Annotated in this window: 10 protein-coding genes; 8 read left to right on the plus strand and 2 right to left on the minus strand. The window is 62.2% G+C overall.

What is annotated here, in order from left to right; genetic code table 11:
- Positions 1 to 2 precede the first annotated feature (2 nt).
- From gcvH to GMET_RS04940, 3 genes are all read left to right on the plus strand, one after another.
- Entirely contained in the window at positions 3 to 401 is a 399-nt protein-coding gene (gene gcvH / locus GMET_RS04930; protein WP_004514380.1) for a glycine cleavage system protein GcvH, read from the plus strand.
- Positions 402 to 494: 93 nt separating this feature from the next.
- On the plus strand, positions 495 to 1331 hold the full coding sequence (locus GMET_RS04935; RefSeq protein WP_004514381.1) for a menaquinone biosynthetic enzyme MqnA/MqnD family protein: 837 nt from the start codon (positions 495 to 497) through the stop codon (positions 1329 to 1331).
- 240 nt (positions 1332 to 1571) lie between these two features.
- Positions 1572 to 3731, plus strand: coding sequence for a putative bifunctional diguanylate cyclase/phosphodiesterase (locus GMET_RS04940; RefSeq protein ID WP_238378977.1), 2160 nt, complete (start codon positions 1572 to 1574; stop codon positions 3729 to 3731).
- A gap of 2 nt (positions 3732 to 3733) precedes the next feature.
- On the opposite strand, the gene GMET_RS04945 is transcribed toward GMET_RS04940, so the two are convergent.
- Together GMET_RS04945 and GMET_RS04950 are read right to left on the minus strand one after the other, a co-directional pair.
- On the minus strand, positions 3734 to 4186 hold the full coding sequence (locus GMET_RS04945; protein ID WP_004514383.1) for an NUDIX domain-containing protein: 453 nt from the start codon (positions 4184 to 4186) through the stop codon (positions 3734 to 3736).
- 69 nt (positions 4187 to 4255) lie between these two features.
- Positions 4256 to 4552: a PxxKW family cysteine-rich protein gene (locus GMET_RS04950; RefSeq protein WP_004514384.1), complete on the minus strand. Its 297-nt coding sequence runs from the start codon at positions 4550 to 4552 to the stop codon at positions 4256 to 4258.
- Between the two features lie 293 nt (positions 4553 to 4845).
- Here GMET_RS04950 and GMET_RS04955 point away from each other — a divergent pair, with 293 nt between their 5' ends.
- The 5 genes from GMET_RS04955 to GMET_RS04975 all read left to right on the plus strand — a co-directional run bounded on the left by GMET_RS04955 (position 4846) and on the right by GMET_RS04975 (position 14102).
- Complete coding sequence (locus tag GMET_RS04955; protein WP_004514385.1) at positions 4846 to 6264, plus strand: phosphoglucomutase/phosphomannomutase family protein; 1419 nt, start codon at positions 4846 to 4848, stop codon at positions 6262 to 6264.
- A 294-nt stretch (positions 6265 to 6558) separates the two neighbouring features.
- Positions 6559 to 7419 (plus strand): Fe-S cluster assembly protein NifU, encoded by an 861-nt coding sequence (nifU, locus tag GMET_RS04960; protein WP_011365755.1) that lies wholly within the window; start codon positions 6559 to 6561, stop codon positions 7417 to 7419.
- Positions 7416 to 8591: a cysteine desulfurase NifS gene (gene nifS, locus GMET_RS04965; protein WP_011365756.1), complete on the plus strand. Its 1176-nt coding sequence runs from the start codon at positions 7416 to 7418 to the stop codon at positions 8589 to 8591. The genes nifU and nifS overlap by 4 nt, the downstream gene beginning before the upstream one ends.
- Positions 8592 to 8790: 199 nt before the next feature.
- Positions 8791 to 10629, plus strand: coding sequence for a UbiD family decarboxylase (locus GMET_RS04970; RefSeq protein WP_004514686.1), 1839 nt, complete (start codon positions 8791 to 8793; stop codon positions 10627 to 10629).
- A 44-nt stretch (positions 10630 to 10673) separates the two neighbouring features.
- Positions 10674 to 14102, plus strand: a complete 3429-nt coding sequence (locus GMET_RS04975; RefSeq protein ID WP_011365757.1) for a DEAD/DEAH box helicase — start codon at positions 10674 to 10676, stop codon at positions 14100 to 14102.
- The last annotated feature ends 2 nt before the right edge of the window (positions 14103 to 14104 follow it).

The following is a 14104-nucleotide window of genomic DNA, read 5'->3' on the forward strand; positions in this document are numbered from 1 at the left end:
GTATGGATTTTCCTGATGAACTGAAGTACAGCAAGGAACATGTATGGGTCAGGGTCGAGGGTGACCGTGCCGTGATCGGCATTACCGATTATGCCCAGGAGAGCCTCGGCACCATCAGTGCCGTGGAGCTCCCGGCCGTCGGCGACGAGCTTGAGCAGGACGACTCCTTCGGCTCGGTGGAGGCCCGCAAGTGCCTGGCGGAGCTCTATGCGCCGGTCAGCGGCACCGTGGCCGAGGTTAATGACGAGCTGGAGTCGGCCCCGGAAATCCTGAACGACGACCCCTACGATGGCGGCTGGATCGCGGTGGTGGAACTTGCCGACCCCGAGGAGTTGAAATCCCTTCTGTCGGCAGAGGACTATGCCGAATCCGTAAGCCAGGAAGACGAAGAAGACGAATAGCCACAATCAGGTTCAGATGCAGGCGAAGGCGAGATTACCTATCTCGCCTTTGTTTTTGAGCAATTCATTTCATGATGCAGGAGCGGTGTCACCATGTCACTCACCATAGGTCACATAGAATACTCCAACTGCACCCCCATATTCACGGCGCTGCAACGCAGTATGGATTGTAGCGGCTACAGCTTTGTCCGGGGGGTGCCGGCACACCTGAACCGGTTGCTTGCCATGGGGGAAATCGATGTCTGCCCGTCATCGTCCATCGAGTACGGGAAATATCCCGACCGCTATCTTGTTCTCCCCGATCTTTCCATCAGCGCGGTGGGGCCGGTGAAAAGCGTCCTCCTCTTTTCCCGCGTGCCACTGGAGCGCCTTGATGGTGCCGTTATCGGCATGACGACGGAGTCCGACACGTCGGTAAATCTCCTCAGGATAATTCTCACCACATTCCAGGGTTTCACGAACAGTTTCGAGCGGACCCCGCTTCCCCTGGCTGAGGCCCTCGACTCCTATCCGGCCCTTCTCCTCATCGGTGACAGAGCCCTCAAGGGGGCGCTGACAGGGGGGGGGTACCACATTTACGACCTCGGCGATCTGTGGTACCGGGCAACGGGGCTCCCCTTCGTCTTTGCCCTCTGGTTGCTGCGGAGAGAGGCTGCGGAGAACAAGCCCCACGAGGTTGCACGGCTCGCCGTCGATGTTGCCCGGGCGAAGCGGATCGCCTACGACTCCTATCCAGAGATAGCCGCCCAAGCGCCGGAGCGGGAGTGGATCGACAGTGCGGTGCTGGTCGACTATTGGCGGACCATTTCCTACGATCTTACTCCTGCACATCTCAAGGGGGTGCGGCTCTTCTACAATTATGCCGCCAGCCTCGGGGTGCTCCCTGCTGCTCCGGACGTGCGGCTCTATGGAGAGAGTGGTGGCGTGTGATTTGCATGCAAGCACCCCATGGGCCTCGATACTTCATGGAAATCAGATTGGTTTGACGTCGCAGTACGCCGCCTGAGAGGGGCTTCGGATAAACTGGAATTAAAGAAAACACAACGGTTGGAAGAGGCGAAGTCCCGCACTCACATCGTTGTCAGAACGCGCTGGATCCTTCTCTCGTTTGTGGGCGTTTACTGTGTAATGGCCGGCGGTTTCTTCTATTTCAGCCGATTTGGCCTTTTTTTGTCACCATCGCAACACATACTCCTTCTTGCCGCTCTTGCCGCGGTTGTTTGCTACAACCTGCTGCTTCAGTTTTCCCGCGACCGCCTTGCCCGTGGTTTCCGCCTTCTCAATTTCCTCCAGATTATCCTCGACCTTGTCCTGGTGTCGGTGCTGATCCATACGAGCGGCGGAGCAGCCAGCTGGTTCTGGCCCGCATACCTGTTCGTCACCATAGAGGCATCCTTCCTCATCGAAGATCGTCGTGAAGTCTGGCTCGTGGGTGGACTTGGCGGCCTTCTCTACGGAGCGGTGCTGGTGCTCGAGCATTTGAACATCGTTCCCTATGTGCGGATGCCCTTCGTGGGCTCCGAGCTCCACCACGATCATCTGTATCTGCTCCTGACCTGGCTCTGGGTTTCGCTGCTCAATGCTGCCATGGCGGCCATAGCCTCTTATTTCATGACGGTTATCCGTCGGGAAACCGACGCGGTCCGTGAGGGGGAGGAGCGGCTCGCCACATTCCTCGACACGGCCAATGACCTGATCCACAGTGTGACCCCGGATGGTCGGCTCCTCTATGTGAACGAAGCCTGGCAGCGGACCCTTGGCTATTCGGCTGAAGAGGCGGACGCGGTTCCTTTCTTCGATATCCTCCATCCCGACAGCCGCGAGCAATGCTGCGCCGAACTGCAGCGGGTTGTTTCCGGTGATGCCCTGAGCCCAATGGAGGCGGTTTTCACGGCGAAGGACGGCCGTTCAGTCATCGTGGAGGGGAGCCTCTCCTGCGCTCACGGAGGGGACGAATCCTCGGTCATCTGGAGCATCTGCCGCGACATCACGGAACGGAAGCATGCCGAGGAGCAGCTCTATCGGCTCGCCCACCACGATACCCTCACGGGGCTGCCGAACCGGATTCTCTTCATGGATCGGCTCCAGCAGGCCAAGGCCCTGGCGAACCGCTACCGTTACCAGGTTGCGGTCCTGTTCCTTGACCTCGACCGCTTCAAGATCATTAACGACACCCTCGGGCATCCCGTGGGGGATCACCTTTTGCAGCAGGTGGCCCACCGGATCGCGGGATGCGTGCGGGAAGTCGATACCGTGGCGCGCATCGGCGGCGACGAGTTCACCATCATTCTCGTGAATGTCGACACCGTCGAGGACGTAAAGAGAATGGGGCAGAAGATTCTGAAGACGCTCGCCGCCCCCTTCAATATCGACACCCATGAGCTTTTCGTCACGGCGAGCATCGGCATCTCCCTCTTTCCCTCCGATGGCGATAACCTGGACCAACTGGTGAAGAAGGCCGATATCGCCATGTATTGCGTGAAAGGGGAGGGGAGGAATAACGTTCAGTTCTATTCTCCCCAGATGGACGCCAACGCCGACAAGCGGCTACTGCTGGAAACGAGCCTGCGCAAGGCCCTCGACAACAGGGAGTTCAGGGTCTACTACCAGCCAAAGGTTGACATCGTCTCCAAGAGAATTACCGCCATGGAAGCACTGATACGATGGGATCACCCAATTCTGGGGCTCGTTTCGCCCGGGGAGTTCATTCCCCTGGCCGAAGAGACGGGACTCATCATCCCGATAGGTGAGTGGGTGCTCCGGGCCGCCTGCTTCCAGAACTGCGAGTGGGTCAGGCAGGGAATCCCCCCCATGCGGGTGGCGGTGAATCTCTCCGGCTATCAGTTCCAGCAGAAGAACCTTCTGGAAACGATCCGGGGAATCCTGGACGAAACCGGGCTTACCGCGGATCTCCTGGAGCTTGAGATCACCGAGAGCGTCATCATGCAGAACCCGGACTTCGCCGTGTCGGTGCTCAACCAGTTGAGGGATCTCGGGGTCCACATCTCCATCGACGATTTCGGCATCGGCTATTCTTCCCTGGCGCACCTGAAGCGGTTCTCGGTCAATACGCTCAAGATCGACAAGTCATTCGTGCGGGATGTGGAGATCAACTCGGCCGACGCCGCCATTGCCACGGCCATCATCGCCATGGGGAACAGTCTCAACCTGAAGGTCATCGCCGAGGGGGTCGAGACGGAGGGGCAGCTATCGTTTCTCTCCGACAACAAGTGCGACGAGGTGCAGGGATACCTCTTCAGCACCCCGATGCCGCCGGAGAAGGTCGCCGAGTTCATGCGGGAGCATGGGAGATCGGCCGGAAGGGGGTAGGATCAGGCGGAGGAGCGTTCGCGGAAGCGGAGATAGTCGTCGAGAATCCTGCGGTGGTCGAAGCAGAGTTCTGAGGGGAGATCGTTTAAGGGAAAGACCGCGAGGTTGGCGGCATCGTCGGCTGCGGCGGGAACGCCCGATGCCTCGGCCACGTACACGGTGGATATGGTGTGCTGGCGGGGGTCCCTGGCCGGGTCAGAGTAACAGCCGAGAAGGCGCAGGTTGGTCACGTGGAGGGATGTCTCCTCCAGTGCTTCGCGCATGGCGGCCGCTTCGAGGGTTTCTCCGTAATCCACGAAGCCGCCGGGGAGCGCCCATCCCCTGGGCTCGTTTTTTCGTTCGATCAACACGATTCCCCCCGCCGTCTCGATGATGATGTCGACGGTGGGAACGGGGTTGCGGTAGCGCTTGACCTCTGCTCCGCAACGGGGGCAGGTGAGGTGATCGAAGGACATGGGAGCCTCGAAAAAGAAAAGGGAGGAACGAGTCCTCCCTTTTCCGGTTCTTGGAGAGCAGTGGAAGGATTACTTCTTTTTGCCGCCACCGCCGGAGGCCTTCTTGGAGGCCTTGAGGGGGTTCACCTTCAGTTCTTCGCTGGCGATTTCGACCTTCACGTGGGTGGCGAAGTTGCAGATGCCCGCGGACCACTTCTTGACGGGTGCCGGGTAGGCGCTGCAGACCTTGCCGATGCTCCCGTCGACAACGCGCTCACATCCTTCGCAGTTTTCAACCACAATCTGGCAGGAACCGCCGGTGAAGATGCAACCCTGCTTTCCCCAGAAGGTACACTCGGTACCGGGAAGAACTGTTTGACACTGCATACTGAATCCTCCTGAATCGTTTTGTTCCCTAGAACTGTCTATTAGCCAATCTAGCAATTTCAAAAGAAAAAAGTCAACTGTAAAATCCCCGGCGCACAATGCCTCAAAAGGCCCGTCGATCCGACCTTTCCAATATCTGTGACCGTAAAAGGAGGACCTCGTTTAAAGGGAGGTCGGGGGGTACGAATTCAGACTCGGCAGGGTTGACTCGCCACGGGGTATGTATTAGGCTTTCACTGCATGAAAAATCGGGTCTCCGCCCCATGCGGAGCCATTTCCCCAAGGGAGGGACAATGCATCGAATCGCTTTCGGCACGTCGGGTTGGCGCGGCATCCTCTGCGAGGATTTCACCTTCGAGAATGTTAAGGTAGTGACCCAGGCCATTGCCGATCACGTGACGTCTATCGGCGAGAAGGAGAAGGGGATCATCGTCGCCTACGATACCCGTTTCATGGGGGAGCGTTTTGCCAAGGAAACCGCCCGGGTCCTGGCCGGCGCCGGCATCAAGGCCTATGTCTGCAAGCGCGACACGCCGACCCCGGTGGTCTCCCACGAGATTCTGCGGCGCAAGGCTGCCGGAGCCATCAATTTTACCGCCAGCCACAATCCCCCCGAGTACAACGGTATCAAGTTTTCTCCCTCTTGGGCCGGCCCCGCTCTCCCCGAGACCACCAAGGACATCGAGCGGCGGGCCAACGAGATGCTGGGCGAGGTCTGCTACCGGGAAGTGGCCCTGGACGAGGCGGCCCGCGCCGGGCTCGTGGAGGAGATCGACCCGCGGGAGACCTATCTGGCAGATATTGAGACGAAGGTCGACTTCACCGCCATCGCCTCCCTCGGGACCATCGCCGTGAACGTTCTCTACGGCACCGCCCGGGGCTATCTGGACGAGCCCCTCATGAAGCACGGGGCGAAGATCAAAACCCTCAATATGCATCCCGACCCCTACTTTGGTGGTTTTCCCCCCGAGCCCTCCGAGAAATACATTCAGGACTTCATCGGGTTGGTAAAAAGTGACCCGGCGGTGAAGCTGGGGATTGCCACCGACGGCGACGCTGACCGCTTCGGCATCGTTGATGCTGACGGTTCCTTTATCGAGCCCAACTACATCATTGCGCTGCTCTTCGACTACCTGGTGCGGGTCCGGAAGATGACCGGCGCCGTTGCCCGCAGCGTGGCCACTTCGCACCTGATCGACGCCGTGGCGAAGAAGCACGGCATCGAGGTAATCGAGACGCCGGTGGGCTTCAAGTACGTGGGCGAGCTGATCAGCCAGGACCGCATCATCATCGGCGGCGAGGAGAGCGCCGGTCTTTCCATCAAAGGGCACGTGCCGGAGAAGGACGGCATCCTTGCCTGCTTCCTTGTGGCTGAGATGGTTGCCCGGGAGGGGCTGTCGGTGAAGGCCCTGCTGGAGCGACTCTACGGCGAGGTGGGGAGATTCTTGACGAAACGGGAGAACATTACCCTCTCGCCGGTCCTGGAAGCCGGGTATGCCGACAAGCAGCGGCAGGCCCCGGCGGAGTTTGCCGGCCTGAAGGTGAAAGACATGGTGACCGTGGACGGGAGCAAGTTCATCCTGGAGGACGGCAGCTGGCTCCTGTTCCGCAAATCGGGGACCGAGCCGGTGGTCCGGCTCTACGGCGAGGCGTCCAGCGAGGAGAAACTGGCTGCGGTCATGGCGGCGGGGAAGGCGTTCATTCTGGGGTGAGGCACTGCAGGGAATAACACGGAGAGACGGAGCGCACGGAGAAAGCCAAGGCAGACTTCAAAATTTGTCGTAAGAATAACTCCTTGTTGCTTTCTACCGATTTTGAAGTTCTCCGTGTTCTCCGTCTCTCCGTGTTATTTCTGTTTTATAAAAGAGCAATGGCGCTCCGGCAGGATATTCCTTCCGGCACTGCGCCATTCGTTTTTTGACATGCAGAAGAATGGAGTCTTGAATACCTGACAATTTTGCTATAGTATTGCGTAGCGATGAACGTTACTCCAAGGAGGATTTTCCATGTGGGATTATACTGAAAAGGTTCGGGAACATTTCCTGAACCCGCGCAACGTTGGCGATATTCCCGATGCGGACGCAGTGGGGGAGGTGGGAAGCCTTGCCTGCGGCGACGCCCTCAAGCTCTATATCAAACTCGACGACGCCAAGGAGCGGATTGTCGACGCCAAGTTCCAGACCTTTGGCTGCGCCAGCGCCATCGCGTCGTCATCGGCCCTGACCGAGATCATCAAGGGGAAAACCCTCGACGAGGCCCTGGCCACCACCAACCAGGAGATTGCCGATTTCCTCGGCGGGCTTCCCGAGGAGAAGATGCACTGTTCGGTCATGGGGCAGGAGGCCCTTGAGGTGGCCATCGCCAAGTATCGCGGCGGTCCGGTGCCGACCCACCACGACCACGGCCACGAGGAGGTGGAGCCGGGAGAGATCGTCTGCAAGTGCTTCGGCCTCACCGACACCTTCCTGAAGAAGGTCATCGCCGCCAACAAGCTGACCACGGCGGAGCAGGTGACCCACTTCACCAAGGCCGGCGGCGCCTGCGGCGGCTGCATCCCGAAAATCAAGGAGCTGATCAGCGAGGTGCTCGGGGCCCAGCCCACCGAGGAGCGGAAAAAGCCAGAAAAGCTCACCAACCTCCGCAAGATGCAGCTCATCCAGGAGACCCTTGAGAAGGAAATCCGCCCGCTTCTGTGGGCCGACGGCGGCGACCTGGAGTTGGTGGACATCTCGGGGAGCGAGGTTCAGATCGCTTTCCGCAAGGCCTGCGCCGGCTGCGCCTCGTCGGGCAACACCGCCAAGTTCGTGGAGTTGAAACTGCGGGATCTGGTGGCTGACGACATCGTTGTCCAGGAGGTGGAGGGATGAAAGAGATCTACATGGACAACAACGCCACCACCAAGGTGGACGAGGCTGTCTTCGAGGAGATGCGTCCCTATTTCTGCGATCTCTACGGCAACCCCAGCTCCATGCACTTCTTCGGCGGCCAGGTGCAGAAAAAGGTGGACGAGGCAAGAAACCGCGTGGCGAACCTTCTGGGGGCTTCCCCCGAGGAGATCGTCTTCACCGCCTGCGGCACCGAGAGCGACAACGCGGCCATCCGCTCGGCCATCGAGGTCCATCCGGAGCGGCGCCACATCATCACCACCCGCGTGGAGCACCCGGCGGTTCTGACCCTCTGCCGCAACCTTTCCAAGCGTGGGTACCGGGTCACCGAACTGAACGTGGACGGCGAGGGGAGGCTGGACCTGAACGAACTGCGGGCAGCCGTTGACGAGGACACGGCCATCGTGTCGGTCATGTGGGCCAACAACGAAACCGGCGTGGTCTTTCCCATCGAGGAGGTGGGGAAAATCGTCAAGGAGAAGGGGAAGGGCGCCTTCTTCCATACCGACGCCGTCCAGGCAGTGGGAAAGATTCCCATCAACATGGCCGCCTCCACCGTGGACATGCTCTCCATTTCGGGGCACAAGCTCCACGCGCCCAAGGGGATCGGGGTCCTCTACGTCCGCAAGGGAGTTCCGTTCCGGCCGTTCATGGTCGGGGGGCACCAGGAGCACAACCGTCGGGCCGGCACCGAGAACACCGCCGCCATCATCGCCCTCGGCAAGGCGTGCGAACTGGCCGGTCAGTGGATGGAGGACGAGAACACCCGCGTGAAGGCCATGCGGGACCGGCTCCAGACAACGCTCCTTGAACTGATACCCCGGTCCCGCATCAACGGCGGCCAGGCGGAGCGGCTTCCCAACACCCTCTCCATCGCCTTCGAGTTCGTGGAAGGGGAGGCGATCCTGATGCTCCTGTCGGAGAAGGGGATCTGCGCTTCGTCGGGGAGTGCCTGCACCTCCGGCTCCCTGGAGCCCTCCCACGTGCTTCGCGCCATGGGGGTGCCGTTCACCTGCGCCCACGGCTCCATCCGCTTCTCCCTGTCTCGCTTCAACACCGACGAGGATATCGAGACCATCATCCGGGAACTGCCGCCGGTAGTCCGGAGGCTGCGGGAAATGTCCCCCTTCGGGCGGGAGTTTCTCAACGCCTGACCATAAACAGGAGATTGTCACAGGAGAAGGGAAGGGGACGCCGCGAGAATGGCGTCCCCTTTTGTTTGCAAGCTCGGCGGAATCCCCCCTGTGACGGTTGCGCATTTCCTTTCGCAAGTCCCCGGTTGACTTGAAGGCGGTGTGGCTTTAAAGTCGTACGATTGCTCTGACGAGTTGAACAAAGGAGGCCCCCGGAACCATGGGCTATCGTAACCTGCAGGATTGCGTCTTTGACCTGGAAGCACGCGGCGATCTCGTCCGTATTGATGTGGAGACCGACCCGAACATCGAGATCGGTGCCATCCAGCGCCGGGTCTACCAGGCAGGGGGGCCGGCGCTCCTCTTCACCCGGGTCAAGGGGTGCCGTTTTCCCATGCTTGGCAACCTCTTCGGCACCATGGCCCGGACCAAGTTCATCTTCCGGGACACCCTGGACGACATCCGCCGTCTCGTGGAGCTGAAGATCAACCCGACCGCCGTGCTGAAAAATCCCAAGGAATACGCGGGGGCCCCCCTGGCGGCGCTCCGGCTCCTTCCGCGCCAGGTCTCCCGGGGGCCGATTCTCGGCCACCGCACCACCATCGCCGAACTCCCCCAGCTTAAATCGTGGCCCATGGACGGCGGCCCCTTCGTGACCCTCCCCCAGGTCTACTCCGAGAGCCCCAAGCGCCCCGGCTTCCGTTTCTCGAACCTGGGGATGTACCGGGTGCAGTTGGCCGGCAACGATTACCGCCTGAACGAAGAAGTGGGGGTCCACTACCAGATCCACCGGGGTATCGGCGTCCACCACGCCGAGGCCATCGAACGGGGCGAGCCCCTGCGCGTCAATATCTTCGTGGGAGGAGCGCCATCCATGACCGTGGCCGCGGTCATGCCCCTTCCTGAGGGACTTCCCGAGCTTTCCTTTGCCGGCCTCCTTGCCGGGCACCGGCTGGCCATGGTCTGCCGACGGGGGGAACTCCCCATGCCTGCCGAGGCCGACTTCGTCATCACCGGCACCATCGACCCGAACAAGACCCTCCCCGAAGGTCCCTTCGGCGATCACCTGGGGTACTACAGCCTGGCCCATCCCTTCCCGGTTCTGCGGGTGGAGAACGTCTGGCACCGGGACGACGCCATCTGGCCCTTCACCTCCGTCGGCCGCCCCCCCCAGGAGGACACCACCTTCGGTGCCTTCATCCACGAGCTGACCGGCGCCCTCATTCCCGAGGTCCTTCCCGGGGTGAAGGGGGTCCATGCCGTGGACGCCGCCGGCGTCCACCCCCTGCTCCTGGCCGTGGGGAGCGAGCGCTACGTCCCCTACGAGGCCGAGCGGGTGCCGCGGGAACTCCTCACCATCGCCAGCGCCATCCTGGGGAACGGTCAGCTCTCCCTGGCCAAGTACCTCTTCATCACCCCCAATGAGGACAACCCGCCGGACATCCACCACATCGACGAGTTCCTCACCTTCATCCTGGAGCGGGCCGACTGGCGGCGCGACCTCCACTTCCACACCCGCACCACCATCGACACCCTCGACTACTCGGGGAGCGGCCTCAACGAAGGGTCCAAAGTCATCGTGGCCGCGGCAGGCCCGAAGCGGCGCGACCTTCCCACGGAGGTGCCAGGAGGGCTCCGGCTTCCGGACGGTTTCACCACCCCCCATGTCTGTCTTCCCGGCATCCTGGCCGTCACCGGTCCGGCCTTCCCCGGCTACGGGGACAACGGCGCACCGGACATGGAGCGCTTCTGCGCCTCCTTCGCCCCCGATGACCCGATCAACCGCTTCCCCCTGGTGGTGATCGTTGACGACAGCGCCTTTACTTCCCGTACCCTCAACAATTTCCTCTGGGTCACCTTCACCCGCTCCAACCCTGCCGCCGACATCCACGGCATCGGCTCGTCGGTCCGGTGCAAGCACTGGGGATGCGGGGGGGCGCTCGTCATCGACGCCCGGGTGAAGCCCCATCACGCGCCGCCGCTTCTGGATGTGCCGGAGATCGAGCGGCGAGTCGATGCCCTCGGCGCGCCCGGCGGGCCGCTGCGCGGAATTATTTGAGCGAGATGGCGAGGGACTGAGGAGTGAGGGGAAGAAAAAAACGGATGCCGGCACGACCCGGCGCCGCCAGGGAGCGGATACGTTCGACCGCGGCACCTGCCGTCGGCGAAAAGGTGCTCAATGCCCTGCGGGACCTGCCGGCGGGAATGATCTATACCCTGGGCGCCAAGCCCACCGTGCTGCGGGGGCTCGCCCTTGCCATCGAAAAGCGGGTGAAGGGAATCGACTGGAGTCCCGACGGTGCCACCCTCTTTGCCGAAGTCATGGACGGAAGCCGCCACCACGAGGTGCGCCTGGAGGCGAACGGAGGCTTCCTCACCCCCTCCTGCGACTGCCCGCTCTGGCGCCCCACCGGCCACTGCCCCCACGTCATCGCCGCCCTGGCGGTACTGAAAAAGGGGCTGGTGCATCAGGCGATTACCAGTCTCCGGCTCGACAGCGACTACCTGGCCGAGGTGAGCGGCTGGCTTTCGGGCGTTGAGGCCGCGCAACCGACCGCGCCGGCCGTGCCGCGCCTGGTGGTGGAGCGGGGCGCCGACGGCATCCAGGCGCGGATATGGCTCGGGGAGCATCCCGTCTCCATCCATGACCAGGCGCTCCCCCGGACGGTGCGGGATTTCCTCTGGACCCTCCTCAATCCCCGGGAGAGCGGTTTCATCATCGAGCGCTACCTGGAGGCCTTTGGCGACGACGCCCCCATGGCCCTGCGCCAGGATGACAATGAGATACCCCTGCGCTTCGATCGGGGGAGGGTCCACGGCACCCTGACCCTTCTGGAGCAGGTCCGCGGCATGGTCATTGCCCGCAAGGGGCTGGAGGACGGCCATCCCATTCCGGACACCTGTTTTGCCGCCTACCGTTACTATTTCGACATCCCTGCCGGTGCTGTCCGGGTCATCGACTCCTTCGAGGGGTGGGATCTCTGGAACACCATCAACTACGAGGCCGCCGAATGGAGCCTCGACACCGGCGTTTCCGTCGAGCGCAATTCCCGGACCATCTCCCTTCCTGCCGATGCCTTCAACGCCATCGGGCTGACCGTCACCGAGAAGGGGCTTCCCACGATCCTCGAACGCATCCGGTTTTACGGTGCCGGCGGACCGGGCGAACCAGCACGGATCACCCACAACTACCGCCTGCGGGTGGCCGACATGAACGACACCACCGCCCTGCTGCTGGCCGAGGGGGTCTACGGCGACGCGGCAATTCCCCTTTCCGCCGGCGCCTTCAGCTTTTTCACCAGCCGGGGCCGGTCCACGGCATCGGTTCCCCTGAGGACCAAGAAGCGGAGTAGCGCGGTGATCGCCGGTTGCTTCGCAGCCCTTGACTGCGTCACCAGGGCCGAACTGGAGCGGACCATCAGGCACGCCCTTGCGGGCGACGACTTCCTGAAACGCACTGTGAAGAGCGAGGCGAAGCGGATCATCACGGCGTTTGCCGCGGCCTGCGAAACCCGCGAAACGACGCTCCTGGCGGCCGATGGCGCCTGGCTCATATCCGTGGCCGAACCGAAGGTGGAGGCGCAACTCCTGGAGATCCCCTACCGGCTCTTCGGTGCCGAAATCTTCGGCTCGTCGGACCTTGCCGGCGCCATGACCGTCAACCGCGACGCGCTCTTTCGCCAATTTCCCGCACTTCACAACCGTCTTGCGGAGGCTGGGTTCGACCTGGTGCTCCAGGACCGCCCGGTGGAGGCTGTCACCCTCGATGTGACCCTCGACGCCACCCGGTCCACCCTGGACTGGTTCGAGCTCCGCCCCGAGATCCGCTGCGGCACCGGCGAGCTTACCGAACAGGAGATCGCCGAGGCCATGGCCAGCGGCGGCGTCTTCCGCCGGGGCGATTCCTTTCTCCTCATCAACGAGGAATCGTCCCGCATCCTGGCCATGCTCTACCCCGAGGCCGGGGTGAAGAAGCGGAGGAAGGCCGAGGTGGTCCGCATCCCGCGGCTCCAGATCCTCGACTGGCTCGTCCTGCGGCACCATGGGGTCTCGGTTCGCCTCTCCCCCGAGGATGAGAGGATCTTCGCCAGCCTCGCCACCTTCGAAGAGATACCTTCATCCCCCCTCCCCGAAAGGCTCCAGGCGACCCTGCGTCACTACCAGGTGGACGCCTTTCATTGGCTCGCCTTTCTCTACACCCACCGCTTTGGCGCCTGCCTCGCCGACGACATGGGGCTCGGCAAGACCATCCAGGCCATCAGCCTTCTGGCGGCGCTCCACGAGGGGACGCTCCCCTCGCGGGTGCCGGAGCCGCGTCCTCACCTCATCGTCGTTCCCCCGAGCCTCCTCTTTAACTGGGAGAACGAGTTGGCCCGCTTCTACCCCGCATTCACCGTCCTTACCTATCGGGGCACCGGCCGCAGCGCCGACTTCACCGGGGTCGACATCGTCCTCACCAGCTATGGCATCATCCCCCGTGATATTGGGATCCTGGCGGAGATTCCTTTCCACTGCATCGTCTTCGACGAGGCCCAGGCCGTGAAAAACATCCAGGCCGACACCACCGGCGCCTGCCGCCGGCTGCGGGGCGCGTTCACCCTCTGCCTCACCGGCACCCCGGTTGAAAACCACCTCGGTGAGTATTTCTCGGTCATGGACCTGGCCGTGCCGGGGCTTCTGGGCTCCTACGAGGAATTCCGGCGCCAGGCCGGCAACGCCGCGGCTCCCTTCCTCGAAACCCTTGTCCGGCGCACCCGCCCCTTTGTCCTGCGCCGCTCCAAGCAGATGATCGCCGCCGAGCTTCCCCCCAAGATCGAAACCGACATCTACCTGGAGCTGACTCCCCGGCAGAAGGCCCTCTATACCCGCACCGTCGAAGAGGTACGCGAGACCGTGCTCGAAGCGTGGCGCGGCAAGTCACCCGGCCAGGCGCGTATCATTGCCCTCACCGCCATCCTGCGGCTGCGCCAGCTCTGTCTCTCCCCCCGGCTCCTCATTGCCGACTCCAGGGAACCGTCCCCCAAGGTGGAGTTCCTCGTGGAGCAGCTGGAAGAACTCTTTACCGAGGGGCATAGTGTTCTCGTCTTCTCCCAGTTCACCTCTTTTCTCGACATCGTCGAAGGAGAACTGTCCCGCAGGGGGGTTCACTACTATCGCCTCGACGGCTCCACTCCGGTCCCCGAACGGAAAAGACTCGTCACCGCCTTCCAGAAGGGCGATGAGCCGTCCGTCTTCCTCCTCTCCCTGAAGGCCGGTGGCAAGGGGCTCAACCTTACCCGCGCCACCTATGTCTTCCATCTCGATCCCTGGTGGAACCCCGCAGTGGAAAACCAGGCCTCTGACCGGGCCCACCGTATCGGCCAGACACGCCAGGTCACCATCACCCGCCTTGTCATGCGCCACACCATCGAAGAGAAGATGATGGAACTGAAAAAGCGCAAGCTCAAGCTCTACCATGCCCTTTTGGAGGAGAACTCCGCAGGGGACGGGGGAGGCATCAGCCGGGAGGATTTCGAGTTCCTGCTGGGGTAGGG

It is taken from the genome of Geobacter metallireducens GS-15, from assembly GCF_000012925.1.
GTDB classification, from domain to species: domain Bacteria; phylum Desulfobacterota; class Desulfuromonadia; order Geobacterales; family Geobacteraceae; genus Geobacter; species Geobacter metallireducens.

Bases quoted from the DNA above. Each gene is read 5' to 3' on its own strand.
- GMET_RS04970 (WP_004514686.1), top strand. From the start codon at position 8,791: ATGGGCTATCGTAACCTGCAGGATTGCGTCTTTGACCTGGAAGCACGC.
- nifS (WP_011365756.1), top strand. From the start codon at position 7,416: ATGAAAGAGATCTACATGGACAACAACGCCACCACCAAGGTGGACGAG.
- GMET_RS04975 (WP_011365757.1), top strand. From the start codon at position 10,674: ATGCCGGCACGACCCGGCGCCGCCAGGGAGCGGATACGTTCGACCGCG.
- GMET_RS04950 (WP_004514384.1), bottom strand. From the start codon at position 4,552: ATGCAGTGTCAAACAGTTCTTCCCGGTACCGAGTGTACCTTCTGGGGA.
- gcvH (WP_004514380.1), top strand. From the start codon at position 3: ATGGATTTTCCTGATGAACTGAAGTACAGCAAGGAACATGTATGGGTC.
- nifU (WP_011365755.1), top strand. From the start codon at position 6,559: ATGTGGGATTATACTGAAAAGGTTCGGGAACATTTCCTGAACCCGCGC.
- GMET_RS04935 (WP_004514381.1), top strand. From the start codon at position 495: ATGTCACTCACCATAGGTCACATAGAATACTCCAACTGCACCCCCATA.
- GMET_RS04945 (WP_004514383.1), bottom strand. From the start codon at position 4,186: ATGTCCTTCGATCACCTCACCTGCCCCCGTTGCGGAGCAGAGGTCAAG.
- GMET_RS04955 (WP_004514385.1), top strand. From the start codon at position 4,846: ATGCATCGAATCGCTTTCGGCACGTCGGGTTGGCGCGGCATCCTCTGC.